At 35.9% G+C, this 24,781-nt stretch carries 20 protein-coding genes, 2 tRNA genes and 1 other annotated feature; of the genes, 6 read left to right on the top strand and 16 right to left on the bottom strand.

The features are described from left to right. The first annotated feature begins 7 nt into the window (after window positions 1–7). A complete protein-coding gene (locus BN3107_RS19145; RefSeq protein ID WP_058309213.1) occupies window positions 8–1,093 on the top strand; it encodes a GerAB/ArcD/ProY family transporter in 1,086 nt (361 codons plus the stop codon). Next, on the top strand, window positions 1,090–2,334 hold the full coding sequence (locus BN3107_RS19140) for a Ger(x)C family spore germination protein (RefSeq protein WP_058309212.1): 1,245 nt from the start codon (window positions 1,090–1,092) through the stop codon (window positions 2,332–2,334). The genes BN3107_RS19145 and BN3107_RS19140 overlap by 4 nt, the downstream gene beginning before the upstream one ends. Window positions 2,335–2,724: 390 nt before the next feature. Here the strand turns inward: BN3107_RS19140 and BN3107_RS19135 are convergent. From BN3107_RS19135 to dnaA, 16 genes are all read right to left on the bottom strand, one after another. Then, window positions 2,725–2,797, bottom strand: a tRNA-Arg gene (locus BN3107_RS19135). Window positions 2,798–2,856: 59 nt separating this feature from the next. Then, entirely contained in the window at window positions 2,857–3,678 is an 822-nt protein-coding gene (gene proC / locus BN3107_RS19130) for a pyrroline-5-carboxylate reductase (protein ID WP_058309211.1), read from the bottom strand. Between the two features lie 119 nt (window positions 3,679–3,797). Beyond that, a tRNA-Ser gene (locus tag BN3107_RS19125) sits at window positions 3,798–3,890 on the bottom strand. 132 nt (window positions 3,891–4,022) lie between these two features. Further along, a complete protein-coding gene (gene serS / locus BN3107_RS19120) occupies window positions 4,023–5,297 on the bottom strand; it encodes a serine--tRNA ligase (RefSeq protein WP_058309210.1) in 1,275 nt (424 codons plus the stop codon). Between the two features lie 449 nt (window positions 5,298–5,746). Then, window positions 5,747–5,961, bottom strand: a binding site (T-box leader). 22 nt (window positions 5,962–5,983) lie between these two features. Then, window positions 5,984–6,553 (bottom strand): pyridoxal 5'-phosphate synthase glutaminase subunit PdxT, encoded by a 570-nt coding sequence (gene pdxT, locus BN3107_RS19115; protein WP_058309209.1) that lies wholly within the window; start codon window positions 6,551–6,553, stop codon window positions 5,984–5,986. Window positions 6,554–6,573: 20 nt separating this feature from the next. Next, window positions 6,574–7,458, bottom strand: coding sequence for a pyridoxal 5'-phosphate synthase lyase subunit PdxS (pdxS, locus tag BN3107_RS19110; RefSeq protein WP_058309208.1), 885 nt, complete (start codon window positions 7,456–7,458; stop codon window positions 6,574–6,576). Between the two features lie 107 nt (window positions 7,459–7,565). After that, window positions 7,566–8,906, bottom strand: a complete 1,341-nt coding sequence (locus BN3107_RS19105) for a D-alanyl-D-alanine carboxypeptidase family protein (protein ID WP_058309207.1) — start codon at window positions 8,904–8,906, stop codon at window positions 7,566–7,568. A 755-nt stretch (window positions 8,907–9,661) separates the two neighbouring features. Continuing rightward, entirely contained in the window at window positions 9,662–11,134 is a 1,473-nt protein-coding gene (gene guaB / locus BN3107_RS19100; protein WP_058309206.1) for an IMP dehydrogenase, read from the bottom strand. A 314-nt stretch (window positions 11,135–11,448) separates the two neighbouring features. Next, window positions 11,449–12,531: an HD-GYP domain-containing protein gene (locus BN3107_RS19095; protein WP_231735457.1), complete on the bottom strand. Its 1,083-nt coding sequence runs from the start codon at window positions 12,529–12,531 to the stop codon at window positions 11,449–11,451. Between the two features lie 24 nt (window positions 12,532–12,555). Beyond that, window positions 12,556–15,033 (bottom strand): DNA gyrase subunit A, encoded by a 2,478-nt coding sequence (gyrA, locus tag BN3107_RS19090; protein WP_058309204.1) that lies wholly within the window; start codon window positions 15,031–15,033, stop codon window positions 12,556–12,558. 64 nt (window positions 15,034–15,097) lie between these two features. Then, complete coding sequence (gene gyrB / locus BN3107_RS19085) at window positions 15,098–17,023, bottom strand: DNA topoisomerase (ATP-hydrolyzing) subunit B (RefSeq protein ID WP_058309203.1); 1,926 nt, start codon at window positions 17,021–17,023, stop codon at window positions 15,098–15,100. 31 nt (window positions 17,024–17,054) lie between these two features. Beyond that, window positions 17,055–17,342, bottom strand: coding sequence for an extracellular matrix regulator RemB (gene remB / locus BN3107_RS19080; RefSeq protein ID WP_058309202.1), 288 nt, complete (start codon window positions 17,340–17,342; stop codon window positions 17,055–17,057). A 14-nt stretch (window positions 17,343–17,356) separates the two neighbouring features. After that, window positions 17,357–18,469 carry a DNA replication/repair protein RecF gene (gene recF, locus BN3107_RS19075; protein ID WP_058309201.1) on the bottom strand — a complete coding sequence of 371 codons (1,113 nt, stop codon included), beginning with the start codon at window positions 18,467–18,469 and terminating at the stop codon, window positions 17,357–17,359. A 24-nt stretch (window positions 18,470–18,493) separates the two neighbouring features. Beyond that, on the bottom strand, window positions 18,494–18,718 hold the full coding sequence (gene yaaA, locus BN3107_RS19070; protein WP_058309200.1) for a S4 domain-containing protein YaaA: 225 nt from the start codon (window positions 18,716–18,718) through the stop codon (window positions 18,494–18,496). A gap of 162 nt (window positions 18,719–18,880) precedes the next feature. Continuing rightward, on the bottom strand, window positions 18,881–20,023 hold the full coding sequence (dnaN, locus tag BN3107_RS19065; protein ID WP_058309199.1) for a DNA polymerase III subunit beta: 1,143 nt from the start codon (window positions 20,021–20,023) through the stop codon (window positions 18,881–18,883). A gap of 189 nt (window positions 20,024–20,212) precedes the next feature. Next, on the bottom strand, window positions 20,213–21,565 hold the full coding sequence (gene dnaA, locus BN3107_RS19060) for a chromosomal replication initiator protein DnaA (RefSeq protein WP_058309198.1): 1,353 nt from the start codon (window positions 21,563–21,565) through the stop codon (window positions 20,213–20,215). Between the two features lie 1,045 nt (window positions 21,566–22,610). Between dnaA and rpmH the strand changes: the two genes are divergently transcribed. From rpmH to jag, 4 genes are all read left to right on the top strand, one after another. Next, window positions 22,611–22,745 (top strand): 50S ribosomal protein L34, encoded by a 135-nt coding sequence (gene rpmH / locus BN3107_RS19055; RefSeq protein WP_058309197.1) that lies wholly within the window; start codon window positions 22,611–22,613, stop codon window positions 22,743–22,745. An 83-nt stretch (window positions 22,746–22,828) separates the two neighbouring features. Then, on the top strand, window positions 22,829–23,173 hold the full coding sequence (gene rnpA / locus BN3107_RS19050; RefSeq protein ID WP_058309196.1) for a ribonuclease P protein component: 345 nt from the start codon (window positions 22,829–22,831) through the stop codon (window positions 23,171–23,173). Between the two features lie 126 nt (window positions 23,174–23,299). After that, window positions 23,300–24,088, top strand: a complete 789-nt coding sequence (gene spoIIIJ, locus BN3107_RS19045) for a YidC family membrane integrase SpoIIIJ (protein WP_058309195.1) — start codon at window positions 23,300–23,302, stop codon at window positions 24,086–24,088. Further along, the gene (jag, locus tag BN3107_RS19040; protein WP_058309194.1) at window positions 24,088–24,705 is read left to right on the top strand and encodes an RNA-binding cell elongation regulator Jag/EloR; all 618 of its coding nucleotides are present in this window, start codon (window positions 24,088–24,090) and stop codon (window positions 24,703–24,705) included. The genes spoIIIJ and jag overlap by 1 nt, the downstream gene beginning before the upstream one ends. The last annotated feature ends 76 nt before the right edge of the window (window positions 24,706–24,781 follow it).

Raw genomic sequence — 24,781 nt, 5'->3', positions numbered from 1 at the left:
AAGCATCATGCAAAACAATGGATATTTACGAATAAAAGAAATAGCAGCAATGACGCTTCTTTTAGTTGGCATTAAATTATCTGACTCTACGCCGTCTTTATTAGCACAAGAAGCACAAAATGGTTTCTGGCTGATTCCACTGTTATCTTTTATTTGTATGTTTCCAGGTTTTTTAATTATGCTTTATCTACTAAAAAAATACCGCGATAAAAATCTCGTAGAATTAATGGAAGCCATTACCGGGAAATGGATAGGTAAAATATTAGGGTTATTCATTTTTTTATTCGCCTTTTTCACTATCACGTTGGATAGCCGTAATTATATCGAACAAATAAAACTGCTGTATTTCCCTAAATCTCCTACAATAGTTATATTTTTCATATTCATCGGCATCGTATTTTTTGGGGCTAAGAAAGGCATAGAGGTAATTGGAGAAACGTCATGGATTTTCTTAACCGTTATAAAAATTTCTGCTTCATTGGTCATCCTACTTTCATTAGGAGAGATCGTTATGCAACGAGTATTCCCTATTTTTGGATCAGGACTTTTCAATATCGTAACGGAAGGCGTAAAGAAAGCATCTCTTTTTGCCGAATTGTTCTTCTTATTAATCGCCTATAAAGTAACAAAGTCGTCCTCGATGTTCTCTAAAGGCATCATCATTGCTAGTATCATTACTATTTTTGAAATTACTTTATTTTACTTTGTCTACATCACCGTCTTTGATTATAATTCTATTGGAAAAATCGCATTTCCTTTTCATGATTTAACACAATTTTTAAATTTTGGCCGCTTTTTCACCAATATTGAAACACTTTTTATGGTATTTTGGTTGTTCGCTGCTTTCTTAAAATTTATCATTTTTATTTATCTTGCCACATGGATATTCGGCGAGCTATTTGCGATTCGTAATTTTGAACCACTCTTGCTACCTTTTAGTTTTCTGGTCATAATGCTCGGTCTATTACCCTTTAATGCGGTAATCAATGAATTAATCCTTCGTGAAACATTGCTAACGATTATGTCACCCTTTTTTATTGTTCTTCCATATTTGTTATGGGGGATTGCCTGGGGAAAGGGAGATTTAAAATGAGAAGAATAATCGTTTTTTTTATATTTACTTTGCTTTTATCAGGATGTTTTGACCGTATTGAATTAGAACAGCAATCCTATGTCATAGCAATTGGTATTGACAGTACAGAGCAAAAAGGGGTTTATTCATTTACTTATCAAATTGCAAATCCTGAAGTAGGGTCTGCTTCTGTGCAAAGTGGACCCGATGAACCTCCGACAGAAATTGTTACAGTCAATGGCGCTGACATCTTAAGTGCAACCTATACGGCTAATTCTTTTGTATCTAAAAAAATTACCTTGGATCACACGAAAATCATTGTCATCTCAGAAGAATTAGCTCAATCAGAAGATTTCATGCGAGTGATTCAATCTGCCTCTAGAACACCACAAATAAGACGTAGTGTACAAATGTTGGTTTCAAAAGAAAAGGCAACTGATTTTATCAACAATAACAAACCGATCATGGAAAAACGACCACATAAATATTATCAATTCATGCTGAATAGAGCGGTACAAACAGGAATTATCCCAGAAGCCACCATACACCGTTTCTTTCAAATTACGGAGGGGGACGCTGATTTATTTTTAGCTATTTATGCAACAACAGAACAATCCGACCAAAAAAAGAATACAGAGGGATTTGAGGATAAATATATTGCAGGTGAGATTCCGCAAATAGGTGGGTCACCTACACAATTTATGGGTTCTGCTGTATTTAAAGAAGGACAGATGATTGATATTATTAATGGAGAAGAAACAAGATTAGCCCAAATGTTGGATCGAACGTTAGATATGGAGGATTATGTGGCAACTATTCCAGACCCTAAAATGCCTGAATATCGTATTTCCTATGATTATTCTCAAAAAAAGGAACCTATTATTAAGATGAATTATTACAAGAATAAACCAACTGAGATTGACGTGAACATTTCCTTTCAAGTAGAAGTTATTGCTATTCCGAGTTTAATAAAGTACTCACAGAATCAAGAAGATCAACAAGCATTGGAGGAAGCAATTGTACAAAGGTTGGAGGAAAAAACGAATGCATTAATTAAGAAAACACAGGAAATTTATAAATCTGATGCTTTTTACTGGTCTTTATATGTTAGAAAACATTTCAAAGACATAAAAGAATACGAAGATGCAGACTGGCATAAAAATATTTATCCAAATGCTAAAATCAACGTTACGTATGAGATGGACAAGTTGGAATTCGGAAAAATGATTAATGATTCAAACTTAGGTGATGTGAGGGATTAAGATGCCGCTTATTCTTATAATAATTATCATGTTATTTGTAATCTATCGAAATATCGTACATGGTTTAGAAACGTTAAAAGAAGGAAATAAAACAGGTAGTATAGCTATATTTTCCGTAATTCCTTTTGTCTTATTTATTTTTGTATGCTTTTATATATGGAGATAATCACAATTGGGTGGACCTATTAAAAAGGAGGTAGTCACTTATGAGTCTCAAGTCTAAAATATACAGGCTACTTAGAGTTTATAATGATGTAAATGCCGTTCGAAAAGGTAGAGTAAAACATCGAACGGGAAGACGTGTAGGGGGGAAGATCACTGGGAGATTGCTTAGGAAACTGTTTAAGTAATGCTTCCAGCAAATAATTCAAGAACTTATTCAATTTAAAACGGCCCTAGCAGGATTCGAACCTGCGACGCATAGTTTAGGAAACTAACGCTCTATCCCCTGAGCTATAGGGCCTTAATAACGCTACAAAAGATATTATGAAAGAAACGAAAAGAAAAAGCAAGACTTTGGTGTTATTTTTCAAATAATTCACGTAGTTCTTTCGATCTCTCTGTTGCTTGATTTAAACATGCTTTAATTGTTTGCTGGAAGTGATGATCCGCCAAGGTTTGCACACCTGCTTCTGTTGTGCCACCAGGACTGGTGATTTTTTCACGCAACGTTTGTGGAGAATCTTCTGAAACGTCCAGCATTTTTGCGACACCTTTAATCGTTTGTACCATTAATGGTTTGGCAATTTCCTGATCAAGTCCTTTTTCATCTGCAAATTGCTCGATCGCTTCTACCATAAAATAATAGAAAGCTGGGCCACTACCCGCTAAAGCAGTAAAAGCGTCCATATCCTCTTCATTAATTACCGTTGTCGTACCGATAGCTGTCATTAACTCTTCGATCATGTGGACTTGTTCCTTGCTTGCATGCAATCCAGCAGCAATCGTTGTTGCAGATTCTCCGATCATTGCAGAGGTATTCGGCATAACACGTATCACCGGATTTTTTGTTTCTAATTGTTGTTCAATAAATGAAGTCGAGATACCTGCTAACAGCGAAACAATAATTTTATCCTCGGTTAGTAATGGTTTTAACTCTGTTGTAGCTACTTTAATATCCTTCGGTTTCATCGCTAAAATAAGGACATCACTTTGCTCAATCACTTCTTTTCTGTCTTGTGATGTTCTAATCTGGTACATCTTTGCTAATTCTGATAGTCTGCTCTTGTTGGAGTGATTCGTTGCCACTATTTGCTGAGCTGGTACAATTTTATTAGATGTCATGCCAGCAATGATTGCTTCAGCCATCGATCCAGCACCAAGAAATGCTACGCTTTTTTCCATTATAAATCATCCTTTATTTATGTATAGTGGTTATGAGTACATTATAGATAATAAAAAAATCGTTATCCAGTGATAACGATTTTTGTTATATATAATCTCCAATTTTGTGTTCAGATAAATGGAGGAGGAAGAGGGATTCGAACCCCCGCGGGCTTTGACACCCCTGTCGGTTTTCAAGACCGATCCCTTCAGCCAGACTTGGGTATTCCTCCTTGATTGCTAACGACAAGTAATAATATAGCATACACATTAAAAAGAGTCAATGGAATTCTCGCGATTATCTGAATTTTTTTTGATAATCGCGAAAATATTTATCAGAGTGCTAATGATCGTTGAGTCTCACTCTATTTGATTACTGTTTTCCCACCCATGTAAGGAACTAATACTTCTGGTATTTTAATGGTACCATCTACTTGTTGGTAATTTTCAAGAATCGCAGAAACAGTTCTACCAATCGCTAAACCTGAACCATTTAAGGTATGGACAAATTCTGGTTTTCCTTTTTCCTCACGACGGAAGCGAATACCTGCACGTCTTGCTTGAAAATCTTCAAAATTAGAACAAGAAGAAATCTCACGGTAGGTCTCATTACTTGGCATCCATACTTCAATATCGTATTTCTTGGCAGCTGTAAATCCTAAATCACCTGTACACATACTCATCACGCGATAAGGTAAGTTTAATAATTGTAACACTTTCTCCGCATGACCTGTTAACTCTTCTAATACATCATAAGAATCCTCTGGTTTCACAAATTGAACAAGCTCTACTTTATTAAATTGATGCTGACGAATTAATCCTCGTGTATCTCTTCCTGCAGAACCTGCTTCTGAACGGAAACTCCCACTAAATGCAGTGAACTTTTGAGGCAACACTTCTGCTTTTAGAATTTCTTCACGATAATAGTTGGTTACAGGCACCTCTGCTGTTGGTACCAAGAAATAGTCCCAGTCCTCTAGTTTAAAAGCATCTTCTTCAAATTTAGGTAATTGTCCTGTTCCTGTCATGCTTGTGCGATTCACCATATACGGTGGCAGCATCTCTTGATAGCCATGTTCATCGGCATGTAAGTCCATCATAAAATTCATGAGCGCACGTTCTAATCTAGCACCTAATCCTTTGTAGAAAACAAAACGGCTTCCGGTTACTTTTGCTGCTCTTTCAAAATCTAAGATGTCTAATTCTGTTGCTAAATCCCAATGCGCTTTTTCTTCAAAGTTAACGTTTGGAACTTCTCCCCATTTTCGTACTTCTACATTATCATCCTCTGTTTCACCAATTGGTGTTGATTCATGTGGAATATTTGGGATTGATAACATAAGTACTTCTAATTCGTCTTCTACCTGTTTAAGTTCCTGATCAATGGTTTTTATGCGATCCCCAACTTCACGCATTTCTGTGATCATACCATCGGCATCTTTCTTTTCCTTTTTTAGCTGTGAAATTTTTTGGGATACTTCATTTCGTTTCGCTTTTAGTTGCTCAGTTTCTGCGATTAATTCCCTTCTTTTCGCATCTAAGTCACCAAAGCGATCTAAATCACTTAAGTTCTCCCCTCTATGCGCCAACTTCTCTTTCACCTCAGCAAAATTCTTACGTAACATTTTCATATCTAACATATAAAAAACCTCCTTTAGTATATTAACATCGTAATGAAACTAAACTGCGAAGTACCTGTACTGCTCACTTTGAAATTTTGATGAGTGGAATGAAAAAGCTCCGTCCATTTACTTCGCTTTAGTAATGTTCTACAAATAAAGTAATTGCTAGAATATTGATATGAATGCTTATTTCATCTTACCTGAACAGAGATCTTTACAAAGCGGAGGAAAAATGTGACACTCCTGGGGGAACAGCACGAGCTGAAGATCCACTTTGAAAAGTGTCTTTCTTTTCAAAGTTAGCTGAGGCCGTGCCCCCGGAAAGGGAGTGTTTTTCCGTAGCGCTGGTAATCCACTCATCATTATTCTTTACATGACAAAGTTTTCATTACTTCGCAGTTTGTGTCTACTTACTGCTTCAAAATCATTACTGAATATAAAAAACCCCCATCCTTACTAATATTATTAGTAGGGACGAGAGTTTTCCCGCGATACCACCCTGATTGGAGAATAGACTTCTCCCGGCTTCGTTTTGGATAACGGTTTGTCACCGAATATACGTACTTGATTTTTCCGTATACTACTCAAGGATGGATTCACTTATTTTTTATACCGATTCACACCAGCCACCGGCTCTCTTGAATAAAAAGAATAAGTTACTGTTTCCTTTCATCGCTTTACATTATATTGTTATTAATATCTTATTAGTTTTTCACCATCTTGACAAAATATTCAGTTAGACGATGATCATCTGTTAATTCTGGATGGAAGGCACTACATAAGTAATGACCTTGTCGTGCTGCTACAATGTTATCATTATAAGTAGCTAACACTTCCACTTCTGGACCTACCTCTGCAATATATGGGGCACGGATAAAGACTGCTTCAAAATCGTCAGCTACACCTTTTATCTCAAGTTCTGTTTCAAACGATTCTTTTTGTCGTCCAAACGCATTTCGTTCAACTTTGATATCCATTAAAGCAAGATGATTCGTTTCTTGTCCAACAATTTGATTAGCAAGTAAAATTAATCCTGCACATGTTCCAAAAATAGGCTTGCCATTTTTGCCGAAATCTACTAAAGCATCAAAAAAGTCATATTTATCGATTAAGCGTCTCATCGTTGTACTTTCGCCGCCAGGGATGATCAATCCATCTATTTCGTCTAATTGTTCTTTATGTTTGATAACCATAGCTTGTGCGCCTGTTGCTTCCACAGAACGAACATGCTCTGGAATAGCCCCTTGTAAGCCTAATACTCCTATTTTAACCATTACCTTTTACTCCTCACTACTTACCAACCACGATCTTGCATACGTTCTTCGGGAGCAATTGTGCCGATTTCTAAACCTTTCATCGCTGTACCAATTCCTTTTGATACTTTTGCAATTAATTCGTAGTCTTCATAATGTGTTGTTGCTTCTACAATCGCTCTTGCGAAGTTGGCAGGATTATCTGATTTAAAGATACCAGATCCGACAAATACACCATCAGCACCTAGTTGCATCATTAATGCAGCATCTGCTGGTGTTGCAATACCACCTGCAGCAAAGTTAACAACAGGCAAGCGACCATTTTCTTTAATATCTAATAAAACTTCATATGGTGCACCTAATTCTTTAGCATATGTCATCACTTCATCTACTGACATATTTACGAGTTGGCGAACTTGTCCATTTACTTCACGCATATGACGAACTGCTTCCACGATGTTTCCTGTACCTGGCTCACCTTTTGTACGTAACATCGAAGTACCTTCACCAATACGGCGAGCTGCTTCACCTAGATTTCGACAACCACACACAAATGGAACCGTGAAATCTCTTTTATTTAAATGGTATACTTCATCAGCAGGTGTTAGTACTTCACTCTCATCTAAATAATCGACACCCATTGATTCTAGTACACGCGCTTCTACAATATGACCAATACGAGCTTTTGCCATTACTGGAATAGACACGGCATTCATTACTTCTTCAACAATAGTTGGGTCTGCCATACGAGCAACTCCACCTGCTGCACGAATATCTGATGGTACTCGTTCTAATGCCATAACGGCTACTGCGCCTGCTTCTTCAGCGATTTTTGCTTGTTCTGCATTAACAACGTCCATAATGACGCCGCCTTTTTGCATTTCTGCCATACCTCTTTTTACTCGATCTGTACCTATTTTAGACATTCTTTTGTTCCTCCTAAATGATCTCTACTCTATATAAATACGTTGTATTCCTAATACATTATATAACAAATATTTCTCAAATGCCAACTGCTTCCATAGGATTTATATTAAGCAAATAGACCTTTAAAGAAATCTACTACAGTTGAGAAAATAGAACTAAAAAAGTCACCGATAGCTCCTAAGGATAACATAAACCAATTGGATTTCTCTACGGCACTTGTAGTAACTAAATCAACTCTTTGCTCGCTGCCATCTCCTTCTACATAACCGTTATCTACATCACCGGAATACTGAAGAATGGCCTCTCCAATTTTCTCACCAGATTCAATTGGTGCGATTAAGCTTCCGTCTTCATCTAGCTTGTCCTCATCAATTTGATAATTAATCGTATATTGCTCTTCTTCTCCACTTTTAATCATTGTTTCTAAAGGTTCAGCAGTTGCTATTTCTACTTCTTTTTCTTTACCTTTTGCAACAGGTAGAATAGACTCTTCTTCCAGTTGATAGCCTGCTGGAAATAATTCTGTTGTTTCGAATTGCGTAAAACCATATTCCATTAATTTTTGAGTTTGTACAAAGCGAGAACCTTCTGAATCAGCTTTCATCACCACTGTAATTAAGCGACGATCGCCTTGTTGCGCTGTTCCTGTAAAACAGTAACCAGCCGCATCCGTATGACCTGTTTTTAATCCGTCTATACCTTCATAATAATATTGCGTAAAGTTGTTATCTTCCCAAGGTAGCATCCAGTTCAGATTCTGCAATTCTCTATTGTCCAATTCAGATCGCATCGTACTTGAAAAATCCAAAGCTTCTGGATAATCTTGGACTAGGTGATATGCTAACAAAGCGGCAGATCTTGCTGAAAGTAAGTTGTCTGCATTTGGCTCTGTTCCTTCAGGATGATATTCACCTAAATCTGGATTAGATAACCCTGTAGAGTTAACAAATTTATATTCCTGAAGTCCCATTTCTTCTGCTTTTTCATTCATCATTTTAACAAATTCGCCTTCCGATCCTACCACTAACTCTGCTAAAGCAACCGTTGTAGCATTATCGGAAATAATCGCCATTCCTTCATACAGCTGGCGAACGGTATAGTTTTTATCTTGAATTAACCCAATACCGGAAAAACTAGTATTGGATGATAGCCAATACGCATAATCACTAATTTGAGTAGTTGTTTCCCAGCTGATTTGACCTTCATTAATTGCTTCTAATACTAAGTATTCTGTCATCATTTTCGTCATACTAGCTGGAGGTAATTTTAAATCAGATTGTTTCTCATATAAAATCTTACCTGTTTTGGCATCCACTATAATAGCAGATTCCGCCTCTACTTCAATAGTCTCTGCAGCCTGTACTGAAATGTTAGTCATTGAATATGTAGTAAGCATTAATAATGTAATCATTATCAAAACACTTACTTTTTTAAAAAAATCCTTCACTCTCTCCTACCTCCACCTATTTTTTTGCATGCAATTATTTTATCACAACTAAACCAAATAGAAAATAACGCTTTATGACTATTATGCGTCAATTAGGAGGAAAAAGGTCGGAACATAAAAAAGATGCAATTTGTATTGTTGCGTAATATAAGGATACTGCGCAACAAATGATGTGGTAATTTTGAGATGAAGTTTGTGCTTAAAACCGCTGCGGCTTGTCCGCTTCTCTTTCCACGGACACTTCTTTAGCTAACTTTGGTAAGCAAAGGTCGCTTACCAAAGTGGATCTTCGGATAAAAACATCCCGTTGGAGTAGAAGCGGACGTCTACGCTAATTTGATATTTTACAACGCTAGTATGAGGTAACATTATGCTATTCCTCTCATGTAAAAAATTCGTTGATTGGAGTAACAGCTCAAAATGCTAATTGTTACAACAATTGTAGAATATTTTTATAGTGCAGGCCGTCCACTTTCACTCCTGTGGTAACTTTTTACCTGAAGATCCACTTTTTCGAGCGACCTTTGCTTGAAAAAGTTAGCTGAAGGTAACAAACCACTGCATAGAAAACACTACGAAAGCTTGCTTGAGTAGATGTTGCACTTGTGCCCGTGGTAAAAGGGAAGTCGGCAGCCGGAGCGGATGTTAACCAGTTTAAACTATTTCAAAATTACCAAACAGTTTATCGCATAGTATCTTCCTTGTATGAATAAAAATCCAAACGATCTATTTGTATCGTTTGGATTTTTGTGATTTTAAGATATAGAATAGTTTGGTGATTCTTTTGTAATTTGAACATCATGTGGGTGACTTTCTCTTAGTCCTGCTCCCGTCATGCGGATAAAGACTGCATCATTTCGTAATCCATCTATATCTGCAGCACCACAATAGCCCATTCCAGATCGCAATCCACCTAGCAATTGATGAACAGTGTCCGCTAATGGTCCTTTATAAGCTACTCGACCTTCAATTCCTTCCGGTACTAATTTCTTCGCATCTTGAGAATCTTGGAAATAGCGATCTTTAGACCCAGACTTCATTGAAGTTACAGATCCCATGCCGCGGTAAACTTTATATCTTCTACCTTGGAAAATCTCTGTTTCTCCAGGACTTTCTGTAACACCTGCAAACAGACTTCCAAGCATAACTGCATGGGCACCTGCTGCAATTGCCTTAGCAATATCACCAGAATATTTAATGCCACCATCGGCAATAACAGGAATATTATGCTTTTGTGCTTCCATCGCACAGTCATTAACTGCAGTAATTTGAGGAACACCAACACCTGCAACCACTCTTGTCGTACAGATAGATCCTGGTCCAATACCGACTTTGATAATATTAGCACCAGCTTCTATTAATGCTTTGGTAGCTTCAGCTGTGGCCACATTACCTGCAATAATATCAATATCTGGGTATTTATTTCTGACTCGTTGAACTTGTTCAATAACGCCTTTGGAATGTCCATGTGCCGTATCGATAACAAGCACATCAACACCTGCTTCCACTAGTTTATCAATACGCACCATTGAATCTGCAGTAACACCAACTGCAGCACCTGCTAATAACCGTCCTTGTTTATCTTTTGCAGAGTGAGGGAATTCGATCACTTTTTCAATATCTTTAATGGTGATAAGGCCCTTGAGAACTTTGTTGCCATCTACTAATGGGAGCTTTTCAATTTTATGCTCTTGTAAAATCTTACTAGCTTCTTCCAAAGTGGTGCCTACTGGTGCCGTTACTAAGTTTTCACTTGTCATTACATCCGATATTTTAATCGAGTAATCCTCAATAAAACGCAAATCACGATTGGTTAAGATTCCTACTAGTTTTTGCTCTTCTTCATTATTGACAATCGGCACACCAGAAATACGGAATTTTCCCATTAAATGTTCAGCATCAAATACTTGATGATCCGGCAATAGGAAAAATGGATTGGTTATTACCCCACTTTCAGAACGTTTTACACGATCGACTTGTTCCGCTTGTTCTTCAATAGACATATTTTTGTGTATAACGCCAATACCACCTTGTCTGGCAATTGAAATAGCTAGTTTGGCTTCAGTTACAGTATCCATCCCTGCACTAATGAATGGAATATTTAGTGTAATATTTTCTGATAATTTTGTTTTTACAGATACATCTCTTGGCAATACATTAGATTCTGCAGGTAATAAAAGTACATCATCAAACGTTAATCCTTCTTTACTAAATTTGTCTGTTCTCATCGGTGAGCCTCCTTGAATATTTATATTGAATAATTATTGAAGAAAAAAGTGGAATTTAAGTCTCTATCACAAGCATTTTCTCTTTATATTAGGGCTTATCTACTTAACTATTGTTAATTACAATACGATATGTTTCATTGTTTTTCAACCTTTTTTTTTGCGTATTCAAATTACTATATTTCATAATATTATTAAATCAATGATGTAAGAGTTTACATGATCCAAAAAAGAAATTTCACACAAACAAACCTCAAATTAATCAGCCAGCTAAAATATAAAAAATGAAACACGAGAACCGTCCCCGTGTTTCAGTGTTAATCAGTTATAATACTGTCGATAAATATTGCTGGTTTATCTTTTAATTCGATTATTTCTGTGCTGTCCATTAGGCGCACCATTGGTCTTGTTGGGGCGTTTTGATCAATAAATACAATAAATGCTTCTTTTCCAGTTGAAAGCTTTACGCGTGTTCCTATCGTATAATTCATTAACGTATCCACAAATTTTTGAAGCACTGGATAGTCAAATTTTTGATATTTCATCTTTAACATTTCCTCGACAACTTTAAATGGAGATTGCTTTTTTCGATAGACTCGTTCTGAAGTCATCGCATGATATGTGTCACTGACAGCAATTATTTTAGCAAAGGTATGGATTTTTTCCTCTTTCACACCTATAGGATATCCACTTCCATCGATTCTCTCATGGTGTTGAAGTATAGCAAGCTTCATCTCTTTCGTTACAGATGGAATATCTTCTACCATTCGATAAGACAATGTTGGGTGTTTTTTAATTTCCTCATATTCTGCAATAGTAAGTCTGGATTCTTTCAATAACCAATTTTCACTAAGCTTAGCCATCCCGCTATCAGCCAAAATCCCAGCGATACCAACTTGAGTCCATTCTTTTTCATAGCCCATTTTTTTGGCTAGATGTGCGGATAATAAGGATACTGCTACTCCATGATGATAAAAATAATCCTCTTTGGTAGCAAATTTATGTAATAAAAATAAATCTAAACTAATATCCTTTAAATATTCAAATAAGGGCATCATAATTTTGCGTACCAAATAAATATCGACTGACCCTCCACCTTGCCATTTTTTAAACATTGATTTGTAATCGGAAACCGCTTGGAGGTATAAAGTATCAAAGGAAGTTTGTGACTCCCTTTGTACTTTACTTTCATTAAGGTCATTCTCATCATAGGATTTTGGTATATAGTCACTGCCTGATTGTAATTTGGCCGAAACTTCTACCATATCAATGTTAAAGTGTTCCAATGCCTTGATATGCTTTTCTTCCACTACTGTATTTTTTTCGATGATCGGATGTTTGGATTTGCCTATAACGGCTTTAGTAATTATACACCCAGTTATTAATTGTTGTGGATGCACCTGCAATCGGATCACACCCCTATATTATTTTTCTGTTTCTTCTGCTTCCTCAATAATTTCTTCTATTTCATCCTCAGGATCGACTTTTGCAACAGTTGCGACTCTTTCTTCTTCCTGTAAACGAATCAGACGGACACCTTGCGTATTTCTTCCTGTCGTGGAGATACCTTCTACTTGCATCCTGATTAAAACACCTGAAATCGTCATAATCATAATATCTTCATCTTCTGTTACAGTTTTCACTGCGACAACCCTACCTGTTTTTTCGGTAATATTACATGTAAAAATACCTTTTCCACCACGGTTTGTTCTTCGGTAATCCTCAACAATAGTTCGTTTTCCATAACCATGCTCGGTTACGTTTAGAACATATTGATTTTCTTCAATAATTTCCATGGAGACTACTTCATCATCTGCACGCAAGGAGATACCTTTTACACCTGCAGCCGTTCTTCCCATTGAGCGAATTTGACTCTCTTCGAATCGGATGACATAGCCATTTTTTGTACCGATTAAGATATCTTTATTTCCATCCGTCAATCTTACAGAAATTAATTCATCTTCATCCCGTAAATTGAGTGCAATAAGTCCACCTTTACGAATATTTGCAAATTGAGGAAGTGCAGTTCGTTTGGAAATTCCATGTTTGGTTGTGAAGAATAAATACCAGTCTTCCTTGTATTCCTTCACTGTAATTACCGCATTAATCCACTCGCCTTGTTCTACTTCTAACAAGTTAATAATTGGAATACCTTTTGCTGTACGGTTGAATTCAGGAATTTCATAACCTTTTGCTCGATATACCTTCCCTTTATTCGAGAAAAATAACACTGTATCATGGGTAGAACACGATACTAAATGTTCCACAAAGTCATCATCGTTTGTGCCCATTCCTTGTACACCACGTCCTCCACGACGTTGTGCTCTATAAGTAGAGGCTGGCAGTCGTTTGATGTAACCTCGGTGTGTCAAGGTGACGACAATGTTTTCCTCTGGAATTAAATCCTCATCTTCAATAAGGTCTACTCCACCTGAAATGATTTCTGTTCTTCTCTCATCATTAAACTTTTCTTTAATTTCTAATAATTCTTCACGGATAATTTCTAAAATCTTTTCTTCATCAGCTAAAATAGCTTTTAACTCTTCAATTAATTCCATGATTTGATTATACTCTTCTTCAATCTTATCTCGTTCTAATCCAGTTAAACGTTGCAAACGCATATCTAAAATAGCTTGTGCTTGTTTTTCGGATAACTTAAACTGATTCATTAAGCCTTCACGGGCAATTTCAGTAGTTTGTGAACCACGAATCAATGTTATAATCTCATCAATATGGTCTAATGCGATACGTAAACCTTCTAATATGTGGGCACGAGCTTCGGCTTTATTTAACTCATATTGTGTTCTTCTTGTAATAATCTCTTTTTGATGTGCTAAATAATACTCTAAACATTGCTTTAAATTTAATACTTTTGGTTGCCCATCGACTAAGGCGAGCATATTAATACCAAAAGAGGTTTGCAGCGATGTTTGCTTATATAAATTATTTAAAACGACATTTGGATTGGCATCTCTGCGTAATTCAATCACAATCCGCATACCATTACGATCCGATTCATCTCGTAAATCTGTAATTCCTTCAATACGCTTATCTCGTGCTAAATCAGCAATTTTTTCAATCAATTTTGCTTTATTGACTTGATAAGGAAGTTCAGACACTAGTATTCGTGACTTGCCATTGGCTTGTTCTTCTATTTCTGTTTTAGAGCGGATCGTAACTGATCCTTTACCAGTTTCAAAAGCTCTGCGAATACCACTTCTACCTAATATTTGTCCAGCAGTTGGAAAATCAGGTCCAAATATATATTCTTCCATCAATTCTGTAATAGAAATTTCAGGATTTTCACTGATAGCTAGAATAGCGTCAATCGTTTCACCTAAATGATGTGGTGGAATATTTGTTGCCATCCCTACTGCTATACCAGATGCACCATTTACTAAAAGATTGGGAAACTTTGCTGGTAACACTTTTGGTTCTCTTTCTGAACCATCATAATTATCGGTATAATCAATGGTATCTTTACTGATGTCTCTTAACATTTCCATTGAAATTTTAGACATTCTTGCTTCGGTATAACGCATTGCTGCTGGTGGATCACCATCAACTGAACCAAAATTACCGTGACCATCTACAAGCATATAACGATAACTGAAATCCTGAGCCATTCTTACCATGGCTTCATAAACAGCAGAGTCACCGTGTGGGTGGTATTTACCGATTACATCACCGACAATACGCGCCGATTTTTTGTATGCCTTATCTGCATGCATACCTTGATCATTTAATGCATATAATATTCGACGATGCACAGGTTTCATACCATCTCTAACATCTGGCAAGGCACGAGCGACAATAACACTCATGGCATAATCTAAAAAAGATGTACGCATTTCTTGCCCTAAACTAATTTCTTGCACTTGTGGACGATTATGATCCACCATATTTAATTACCTCCTATTTCACTGCAGGAAGACGTGAACTTTCGCTAGTGATTCTATCTATTGTTTAAATATCTAAATTTTTCACATAAACGGCATTATCCTGGATAAAGTTTCGTCTCGGCTCCACTTTGTCCCCCATTAACATGTCAAAAACGAGATCCGCTTCCATCGCATCTTCTAAACTAACTTGTAACAATGTTCGTTGGTCAGGGTCCATTGTTGTTTCCCAAAGTTGGGTTGCATTCATTTCCCCTAAACCTTTGTAACGCTGTAAGCCAGGTCTTGGTTGTTTAGGTAATTCCGCTAATAAAAGATCCAATTCTTTATCTGAGTAAGTATAATGGACCGCTTTTCCTTGCTTCACTTGATAAAGAGGCGGCTGTGCAATATAGACATAACCATAATCAATTAACGGTCTCATAAAACGAAAGAAAAAGGTTAACAGTAACGTTCTGATATGTGCTCCGTCTACATCGGCATCTGTCATGATCACAATTTTATGGTAACGTGCCTTTGATATATCAAATTCTTCACCAATGCCTGTTCCAAGCGCTGTAATCATCGAACGAATCTCATTATTAGACAAAATCTTATCTAACCTTGCCTTTTCTACATTCAGAATTTTACCTCTAAGTGGCAGAATCGCCTGGAAATGACGATCTCTACCCTGTTTGGCAGAACCACCAGCAGAGTCACCCTCTACGATATATAACTCACTAATCTTCGCATCTCGTGAAGAACAATCTGCTAATTTACCAGGAAGGTTGGATATCTCAAGAGCTCCTTTTCTTCTGGTTAATTCTCTCGCTTTCTTAGCTGCAATTCGAGCTCGAGAAGCCATTAAACCTTTATCGACAATAATTCGGGCAGTATCTGGATTCTCAAAAAGGAATTTCGAGAATAACTCACTAAAAGCTGAATCCGTAATAGTTCGTGCCTCGCTATTTCCTAATTTTGTTTTGGTTTGTCCCTCAAATTGAGGATCAGGGTGCTTAACGGAAATGATCGCAGTTAGACCTTCTCTGACATCATCCCCTGTTAAATTAGGATCATTTTCTTTAAATAAGTTCTTCTTTCGAGCATAATCATTGATCACACGTGTTAAACCTGTTTTAAACCCAGATTCGTGCGTCCCACCTTCATGAGTACTGATGTTATTTGCGAACGAATAAATATTGCTTGCAAAACCATCATTATATTGTAAAGCAACTTCCACTTGAATATTATCTTCTTCTTTCTCTGCGTAAAACGGTTCATGTAAAACCTCTTTTGATCGATTTAAATGTTCTACATATGAACCAATTCCACCTTCGTAGTGAAAGGTTTCTAATTCTCTGTCTTCTCGTTTATCTTGAATGGAGATCGATAAACCTTTATTTAAAAAGGCAAGTTCTCGTAACCTGGTAGCTAAAATATCATACTGGAACTCAATGGTTTCAGTGAAAATATCCGGATCTGGCTTAAAATGAGTTTTGGTACCAGAGATATCTGTTTCACCGATTACTTGTAAGTCATTATTTGGCTTACCTCTGTTAAAACTCAAATGATGTAATTGTCCATCACGATGAACATAGACTTCTAATTCACTTGATAGGGCATTTACAACCGAAGCCCCTACACCGTGCAGCCCACCAGATACTTTATAACCACCGCCACCGAATTTACCCCCAGCGTGTAATACAGTCATAATTACTTCTACAGCAGGTCGTCCTGTCTTTTCATGTGTACTAACAGGAATCCCACGACCATTGTCGGTAACCGTTATACTATTGTCCTCTTCAATAAAAACTTGAATATGATCACAATATCCTGCTAATGCCTCATCGATACTATTATCGACAATCTCCCAGACTAGATGATGTAACCCTCTTTCATTAGTAGACCCGATATACATACCTGGTCTTTTTCGTACTGCTTCTAAGCCTTCTAATACTTGTATTTGGTCCGCATCATAGGCTTGCTCTATTGGTAAATTTTCTTCCATTGTCATTTAAAATCACCTGCATTTTCTCTTTGATTATCTATTCTTCGTCACTTGCTTCTGAGTAATCCTCTAACCGACTAATTGTTGAAATCATACTTGCTCGTTTCTTCAATGTTAAAACAGATAAAGGACTGTAATAAACTTGATCAGCAGTTATCACTACTGCCTTTGTAAGCTCTTCATCAGACACAACGACTTGCTCTTTTGCTTTTAATTGTTCAAGCATTTCCTCATTTATCGTTGAGGACGTTACTAAACTATAATCAATGATTCCAATCACATCTTTAGATTGGATGACATGGTCATCTCCAATGTGAATAAACATGATATCCCTACTTTTTACTCAATTATTTTTCCTTTATCTATTTTAAAAATCTCTGCCTTTTCTAGTGTTTGATGATCAATACCGTCCACACTAGTTGTGGAGACAAAGGTTTGAACTTTCCCTTCAATCGTATCTAATAAATGAGATTGCCTAAAATCATCCAATTCGCTTAACACATCATCTAAAAGCAAAATCGGATAGTCATTTATTTCTTGGTAAATAAGTTCAATTTCTGCCAGTTTTAAAGATAGTGCTGTTGTTCTTTGTTGGCCCTGTGACCCATATGTTTGCACGTTTTTATCGTTCACATAGAATAGCAGATCATCTCGATGTGGGCCTATTAACGTTGTTCCGCGTTCCACTTCTTTATGCTCAATTGTAGTAAATGTTTCTTGCAACACTTCTATTATTTTTTCCTTATTGTCATCCTCTGATACATCAATGGTAGCAGCATATTGAAGATTCAGTTCTTCTATGCCTCTACTAATCCCTTTATGTATTTCAAATGCCCATGATCGTAAACGTTTCATAAATAGGAAACGTTTTTCTAAAATAATAGCGGCATGTTCGATCATTTGGTCTGTTAAAACCCGTAGCATTGTTACATCATTGTTTTTTCGTTTTTGTAACTGTTTAAGCAAATGATTTCTTTGTTTTAAGATTTTGATATATTGTCCAAGGTGATAAATATAAATGGGTTGAATTTGTCCAATTTCCATATCAATAAAACGCCTTCTGATTTGAGGACTACCTTTGACAAGGTTAAGATCTTCAGGAGCAAACATAACAATGTTTAATGCACCAATGTAGTCACTAAGGCGTTTCTGTTCGAGATGATTTAATTTAGCTTTCTTACCTTTGTTATTAATTTGTATCTCTAATGGGAATTTTTGTTGTCTCTTAAATATACTACCTTCTATTTTAGCATAGTTTTGCTCCCACTGAATTAATTCTTTATCTTTTGTTGTACGATGTGATTTTGAGAAACCTAATACATAGATCGCTTCCATGAGGTTTGTTTTACCTTGAGCATTTTCCCCAATAAAGACATTTATTTTATCATCAAAATCAACAGATAATTGAGGATAATTACGATAATTGGTTAAACTTAATTGTTGTATATGCATTCGAATTTCCTTTCGAATTTAACCTTATTGCGCACTTTTTGATACCACGAACGTACCAACATCTTCGACAAAGACTGTATCCCCCGGATAAAGTTTTTTACCTCGTCTTGTTTCTAATTCATCGTTTACATAGACACCATTTTCTTGTAAAAAAACTTTAATCATGCCACCAGATTCTAAAATGTTTGCTAATTTTAGAAGTTGACCGAGTTGGATATACTCTGTTGATATTTCAATGTTTTCTTTCATTTTTCCACCTACTTTTAGTTAACAAAGATATTGATAATTAGTATAGCCCTTCTATCTATTTTACTAAACATTTGTCAATTAGAAAAGTAAACCTACTAATTTTCTATTTTTATTCTTTTTAAACAGTAGAAAGAGGAACAAATGGTTTGTTCCTCTTTCTTGTTAAAACGTTCGTACAGGTAAAATTAATTGTAATATTTGATCATGATCAATCGGTTTGATAATAAATGGCCTCATTGCTCCAGTAAATTCTATTTTCACTTGATCGCTCTCCATAATCTTTAACGCATCGATCATATATTTTGAACTAAATGAAATTTTAAGTTCTTCCCCATCAATTTTAGCTACAGTTATTTCTTCTTCTACTTTTCCGATTTCTGGAGAGTTACTAGATATTTCAACCGTTTGGTTATCTTTTGTTTGTAATCTAATCACATTATTATGGTTATCTTTGGCTAATAATGATGCACGATCAACTGCTTGAAGCAGTGTTTTCGTGTCCGCATGAATGACGGTTTTACTTTCTTCAGGAATTAAACGAGATGTTTCCGGATATTTTCCGTCCAATAGTCGAGAAAGAAAATATAAATGGTTCGTTTGAAATGCTATTTGGTTTTCTGAAATACTTATTTGAAGTTTATCTTCTGTGTCATCTAATATTTTGCTTAATTCAGTTAAACTTTTCCCAGGGATCACAACTTGATCAAAAGGAAACTCACCGATTGTATCATTCAAGGGTAATTTGTTTGCTGCTAAACGATGGCTATCTGTTGCTATAAAATGCAAGTGATCGCCTTCTACTTTTATATTCACCCCTGTTAAGATTGGCCTTGTTTCAGAAGTTGAAACCGCAAATACCGTTTGTTTAATCATATCTTTAATTAAATTGATTGGTAATTCAAAATTTGTTTCTGTCTGTATCTGAGAAATTTGCGGGTATTCATCTGCATCCTGTCCATTTAAATGAAATTCAGCATGTCCTGATTGAATAGTGACCTGTAAGTTTTCATCTGCATTAATTTCTACAGTTGATGAAGGTAGCTTACGGATAATCTCAGGGAAATACTTAGCATGAACAATGATCTCACCTTGTTCGATTTCATCAATAAATTGAATGCCTTCTTCCTCTATAGGTATAAAGGATTCAATCGTAATATCTGAGTTGCTTCCAGTTAAAGTAATACCATTAGCAGTTGCTTGTACTTTTAATCCAGCTAAAATCGGAATCGCCGTTTTAGAGGAAATCGCTTTTGTTACATGTTGAATACTTTCTATTAATTTATCTCGATTAATTACAATTTTCATTCTTATCCTCCTTGAGGAATATATTTATTTATTATTAATATAATACCGTAATAATAGTAATAGGGCCTGTGATTATGTGGATAAGTGGATAAGTGTGATGGAAGGCAAGTTATTAAGATGTGGATAAAATGTTTGCGCCTTTGCATTAATTATCCACAATTCACACAACCAATGTTAGCTCACTATTAATTACATTGACTTCAATTGTTCCTTTATTTCTTCTATCTCTTTACTTAATAATTGATCGCTTCCCATAAGTTTTGTAATTTTTTCATGGGCATGAATAACAGTAGTGTGATCTCTCCCACCAAACTCTTCTCCGATCTTAGGTAAGGAAAAATCCGTTAATTCTCTAGATAAATACATAGCAATTTGCCTTGGAAATGCAATCGACTTTGTTCGCTTTTTCGCCGTAAATTCCTCAAGTTTTACGTTATACCTTTTACCAATCTCCTCTTGTATATGTTGAATAGTGATCACTTTAGGTCTTGATGAAGGTATAATATCTTTTAAGGCTTCAGCAGCTAAAGAAGCATCAATATCCTGATTAATTAGTGAAGAATAAGCGACAACGCGTATAAGAGCCCCTTCTAATTCTCGAATATTCGTATCGATTTGATTTGCAATGTATAACATGACTTCATTAGGAATATCCAGTCCTTCAGCTTTTGCTTTTTTTCTAAGTATTGCAATTCTAGTTTCCAAATCCGGAGGGGTTATATCAGTAATTAATCCCCATTCAAAACGCGAACGTAATCGATCCTCTAATGTAGGTATTTCTTTCGGCGGTCGATCACTAGAAATAATAATTTGTTTATTTTCTTCATGTAATGTATTAAAGGTATGGAAAAATTCCTCTTGTGTTTGTTCTTTTCCTGCTAGGAATTGAATATCATCTATTAGTAGGACATCTACATTTCGATATTTATTTCGAAAATTGACAGCTTTATTATCACGGATCGAGTTAATAAACTCATTGGTGAATTTTTCAGATGACAAATATACCACTTTTGCTGTTGGATTATGATCCAATACATAATGGCCAATTGCATGCATTAAGTGTGTTTTTCCTAAACCAACACCACCATATATAAATAGAGGATTGTAGGCTTTTGCAGGTGCTTCTGCTACAGCTAATGAGGCAGCATGAGCAAATCGGTTTCCAGATCCGATAACAAATGTTTCAAATGTGTATTTATCATTTAACATCGATTTTGGTGACGATTCATTGTTTTGGCTTGGAACGGTTTTTTTCTTTTTCATTTGAGTAAATTCTTCTGTTGTTTCATCTAGACTTTCTGGAATTACAAATTTAACGGTTAATTTAGCTCCTGTTAATTCATATAAAGCTTCGGCAATAATAATAGTATAGCGAGATTCTAACCAGTCTCTAGTAAATTCATTTGGAGCGGAAATAATAACAGTGTCTTCTTTTAATTGATCTACTGAAGTATTTTTTAACCACGTGTCATAACTGGGTTTGCTAACTTTTTCTTTAATAATTTCAAGTGTATTTCTCCATAAATCTTCTATGTTTTCCACGAAATTACCTCCTTTCAACTGCTGGAAATACAAGCACTACATGTATAATAACATGTGGATAGAATGACACTGATAAAAAAGCGGAAAACCTAAAAATTAAGTTTTCCACATGGATGTGTATAAACTAATATACAAGCTGTGAACTTTTGTCCACACATTATCCACAGACTGTGGATAAGAGTTACTTTGAATTATATTATTAACAAACTAAAACACAAATATAATATCAAATTCAGACAAGAATTGCAATGATTTATGAAGAGTTATCCACAAGTTAGACAACATGTGCACTTTTTTCCTACACATGTTCTTATTTTGTGGGTAAATTGTCGACAGAGGGAAGATTAAGTCGGTTTATGCTTTCAATGTTATCCACAGTTATGTGTTATAGTACAATTTTCGTGATGAACTGTTATGGTACAGAGGGCGATAGTTTAAAATGGAGATTATGTATAAGAAAGATAATTCGCTTAGTAACTAAACTGCGAATTACCTGTACTGCTCACTTTGAAATTTTGATGAGTGGATGCAAAAGCTCCGTCCATTTACTTCGCTTTCCGCGGGCACGTCGGTCTGCTTCCTCAGAAAAGCAAAGAACGCTTTTCCTGCGGGATCTTCAGCTCGCGCTGTTCCCGCTGGAGTCTTCGTAAATGGACTACACTTAAGTAAAGTGCGACAAAGTTAATAACAGCTATAATATAGTTAATAAAGGTTATTTCATCATATTTGAACAGAAATCTGTACAAAGCGGAGGAAAAATGCGACACTCCTGGGGGAACAGCACGAGCTGAAGATCCACTTTGGAAAGTGATTTTCTTTCCGAAGTTAGCTGAAGCCGTGCCCCCGGAAAGGGAGTGTTTTTCCGTAGCGGTGGTAGTTCACTCATCATTATTCTTTATGTGATGAAGTTTTCATTACTTCGTAGTTTGTAGATCGTTATTTTTTATGTTGTAGGCATTGACATTTGAGTTTATTTATCAGTATAATGAGTAAGACTGTCTAATCGATTATGATTTTTAAATTCCTCAGGGAGGTGCAATATATAATGAAACGTACATTTCAACCAAATAATCGTAAACGTAAAAAAGTTCATGGATTCCGTACTCGTATGAGCACGAAAAATGGACGTAAAGTACTTGCTCGTCGTCGTAAGAAGGGTAGAAAAGTATTGTCTGCATAGGCCACTGATACACTCAGTGGTCTTTTTCCATGTAAGGCATTATTGGGAATTTAGTATGTTTGCTTTAATGGAGGCGCACGAAAATGAAGAAAGCATGGAGAATTAAAAAAAATAGTGAATTTCAAGAGGTCTTTAAGAAGGGCGCTTCTTTTGCTAATCGACAATTAGTGATCTACTATTTACATAAAAGTGAGCAGAATCATTATCGAGTAGGTTTATCTGTTAGTAAAAAAATCGGTAATGCGGTAGTGCGTAACCAAGTAAAGCGCTATATTAGACAAGTTTTTATCGAATTAGATCTAAATATAAAAAAAAGTTATGATATAATCATTATTGCAAGGAAACCGACAAAAGAAATGGACTTTCACCAAACAAAAAAAAGTGTGAACCATTTATTATATAAAACGAATCTTTTAGAAAAGAAATGAACATTTTGTTAATTGATAAGTAGTTTATTTATTTTTATTCTATTATTGCTAGCTTGTTGTTAGCAAGTAGTGGTAAAATGTAAAACTATAAATAACGTGTATGTAAAGGAATTAAGGAGGATAAAGATGCGTAAGAAGCTCCTATTATTATTGGGTTTAGTTGGTGTAATACTTTTATTGTCCGGTTGTACTGAAATCGACCAGGACATTACACCAGAAAGTGAAGGGATTTGGAATAAATACTTTGTATACCCTTTATCATGGTTAATTGTAAATGTAGCCGAATTTTTTAATGCTGAATATGGCTATGGCTTATCCATTGTACTGGTAACTCTTTTAATTCGTTTCATTTTATTACCACTTAATATAAAACAATTGAAAAGTTCAAAAGCAATGCAAGCAATTCAGCCCGAATTACAAAAGGTAAGAGAAAAATACAGTTCTAAAGATCAACAAACACAACAAAAGTTACAACAGGAAACAATGGAACTGTTTCAGAAGAATGGTGTTAATCCACTAGCAGGTTGTTTACCAATTATTGTACAAATGCCGATTTTAATTGCTTTCTATCATGCAATTATGCGGACAGGAGCACTGGACGGCCATGTGTTTTTATGGTTCCGATTAGATTCACCAGATCCTTACTATATATTACCTGTTTTAACAGCAGGTTTTACTTATTTACAACAAAAGTTAATGATGGCTGGTACAACAGCAACACAAAATTCTATGATGCCTCAAATGACAATGATGCTTTACTTGATGCCGATTATGATCGGGGTATTTGCAATTTTCTTCCCATCAGCATTGGCACTGTATTGGGTTGTAGGTAATATCTTTATGGTATTGCAAACATTGTTGATTAAAAACCCAATGATGAAACGTGATGAGGCGGATGCAGGAGGCACAAAATAGTGAGACAACTAACTGCTACTGGACAAACAGTTGAAGAAGCGGTCCAATCAGCTTTAAGGCAGTTAAACATCACAGAGGACCAAGCTAAAGTCGAAGTCATTGATGAAGGTAAAAAAGGTATCTTTGGTCTATTTGGATCAAAACGAGCAATTGTGAAAGTATCAAAAGATGAAGATCCAGTCGAAAAACTTCAGAAATATATAGAATCGATTATTTCTGAATTTAATGTGGATGTTAAAATCACGATAAAGGTGGAGCAAAATGTCGTAACCTTCCAATTAACTGGTGAAAGAATAGCATTATTGATAGGAAAACGAGGACAAACGTTAAATGCTATTCAATATCTAGCACAATTGGCGATGCATCAATATGCTGATAAATATTATACGGTAGTAGTCGATGCAGAAGGATATCGTGAAAGAAGAAAAGAGACATTAATTTCGCTAGCAGAGCGTCTAGCTGAACGAGCATCTCGAACGAATAGAGATGTTAAGATCGAACCGATGCCATCCTACGAGCGTAAAGTGATTCATACGGCATTGCAGCAAAATAATGCAGTAGAAACAGATTCACAAGGTACCGAACCAAATCGGTATGTGGTGATCAAACCTAAATAAGAAGAAAAAGCACGAGTAATTATTAATGATTACTCGTGCTTTTTTTGTACGTTAGGAAAGCATAAAATTTTAGCGA

Origin of the sequence: Gracilibacillus massiliensis (assembly GCF_001458115.1) — a bacterium.
Classification (GTDB): Bacteria; Bacillota; Bacilli; order Bacillales; family Amphibacillaceae; genus Gracilibacillus; species Gracilibacillus massiliensis.
The sequence above is the reverse complement of the archived record's forward strand: the minus strand, read 5'-3'. Positions and strand labels throughout refer to the sequence as shown.

Coding starts and splice junctions, on each gene's coding strand:
- BN3107_RS19145 (WP_058309213.1), top strand. CDS start 8: ATGCAAAACAATGGATATTTACGAATAAAAGAAATAGCAGCAATGACG.
- BN3107_RS19140 (WP_058309212.1), top strand. CDS start 1,090: ATGAGAAGAATAATCGTTTTTTTTATATTTACTTTGCTTTTATCAGGA.
- proC (WP_058309211.1), bottom strand. CDS start 3,678: ATGGAAAAAAGCGTAGCATTTCTTGGTGCTGGATCGATGGCTGAAGCA.
- serS (WP_058309210.1), bottom strand. CDS start 5,297: ATGTTAGATATGAAAATGTTACGTAAGAATTTTGCTGAGGTGAAAGAG.
- pdxT (WP_058309209.1), bottom strand. CDS start 6,553: ATGGTTAAAATAGGAGTATTAGGCTTACAAGGGGCTATTCCAGAGCAT.
- pdxS (WP_058309208.1), bottom strand. CDS start 7,458: ATGTCTAAAATAGGTACAGATCGAGTAAAAAGAGGTATGGCAGAAATG.
- guaB (WP_058309206.1), bottom strand. CDS start 11,134: ATGAGAACAGACAAATTTAGTAAAGAAGGATTAACGTTTGATGATGTA.
- gyrA (WP_058309204.1), bottom strand. CDS start 15,033: ATGGTGGATCATAATCGTCCACAAGTGCAAGAAATTAGTTTAGGGCAA.
- gyrB (WP_058309203.1), bottom strand. CDS start 17,023: ATGACAATGGAAGAAAATTTACCAATAGAGCAAGCCTATGATGCGGAC.
- remB (WP_058309202.1), bottom strand. CDS start 17,342: ATGTTTATTCACATTGGAGATGACCATGTCATCCAATCTAAAGATGTG.
- recF (WP_058309201.1), bottom strand. CDS start 18,469: ATGCATATACAACAATTAAGTTTAACCAATTATCGTAATTATCCTCAA.
- yaaA (WP_058309200.1), bottom strand. CDS start 18,718: ATGAAAGAAAACATTGAAATATCAACAGAGTATATCCAACTCGGTCAA.
- dnaN (WP_058309199.1), bottom strand. CDS start 20,023: ATGAAAATTGTAATTAATCGAGATAAATTAATAGAAAGTATTCAACAT.
- rpmH (WP_058309197.1), top strand. CDS start 22,611: ATGAAACGTACATTTCAACCAAATAATCGTAAACGTAAAAAAGTTCAT.
- rnpA (WP_058309196.1), top strand. CDS start 22,829: ATGAAGAAAGCATGGAGAATTAAAAAAAATAGTGAATTTCAAGAGGTC.
- spoIIIJ (WP_058309195.1), top strand. CDS start 23,300: ATGCGTAAGAAGCTCCTATTATTATTGGGTTTAGTTGGTGTAATACTT.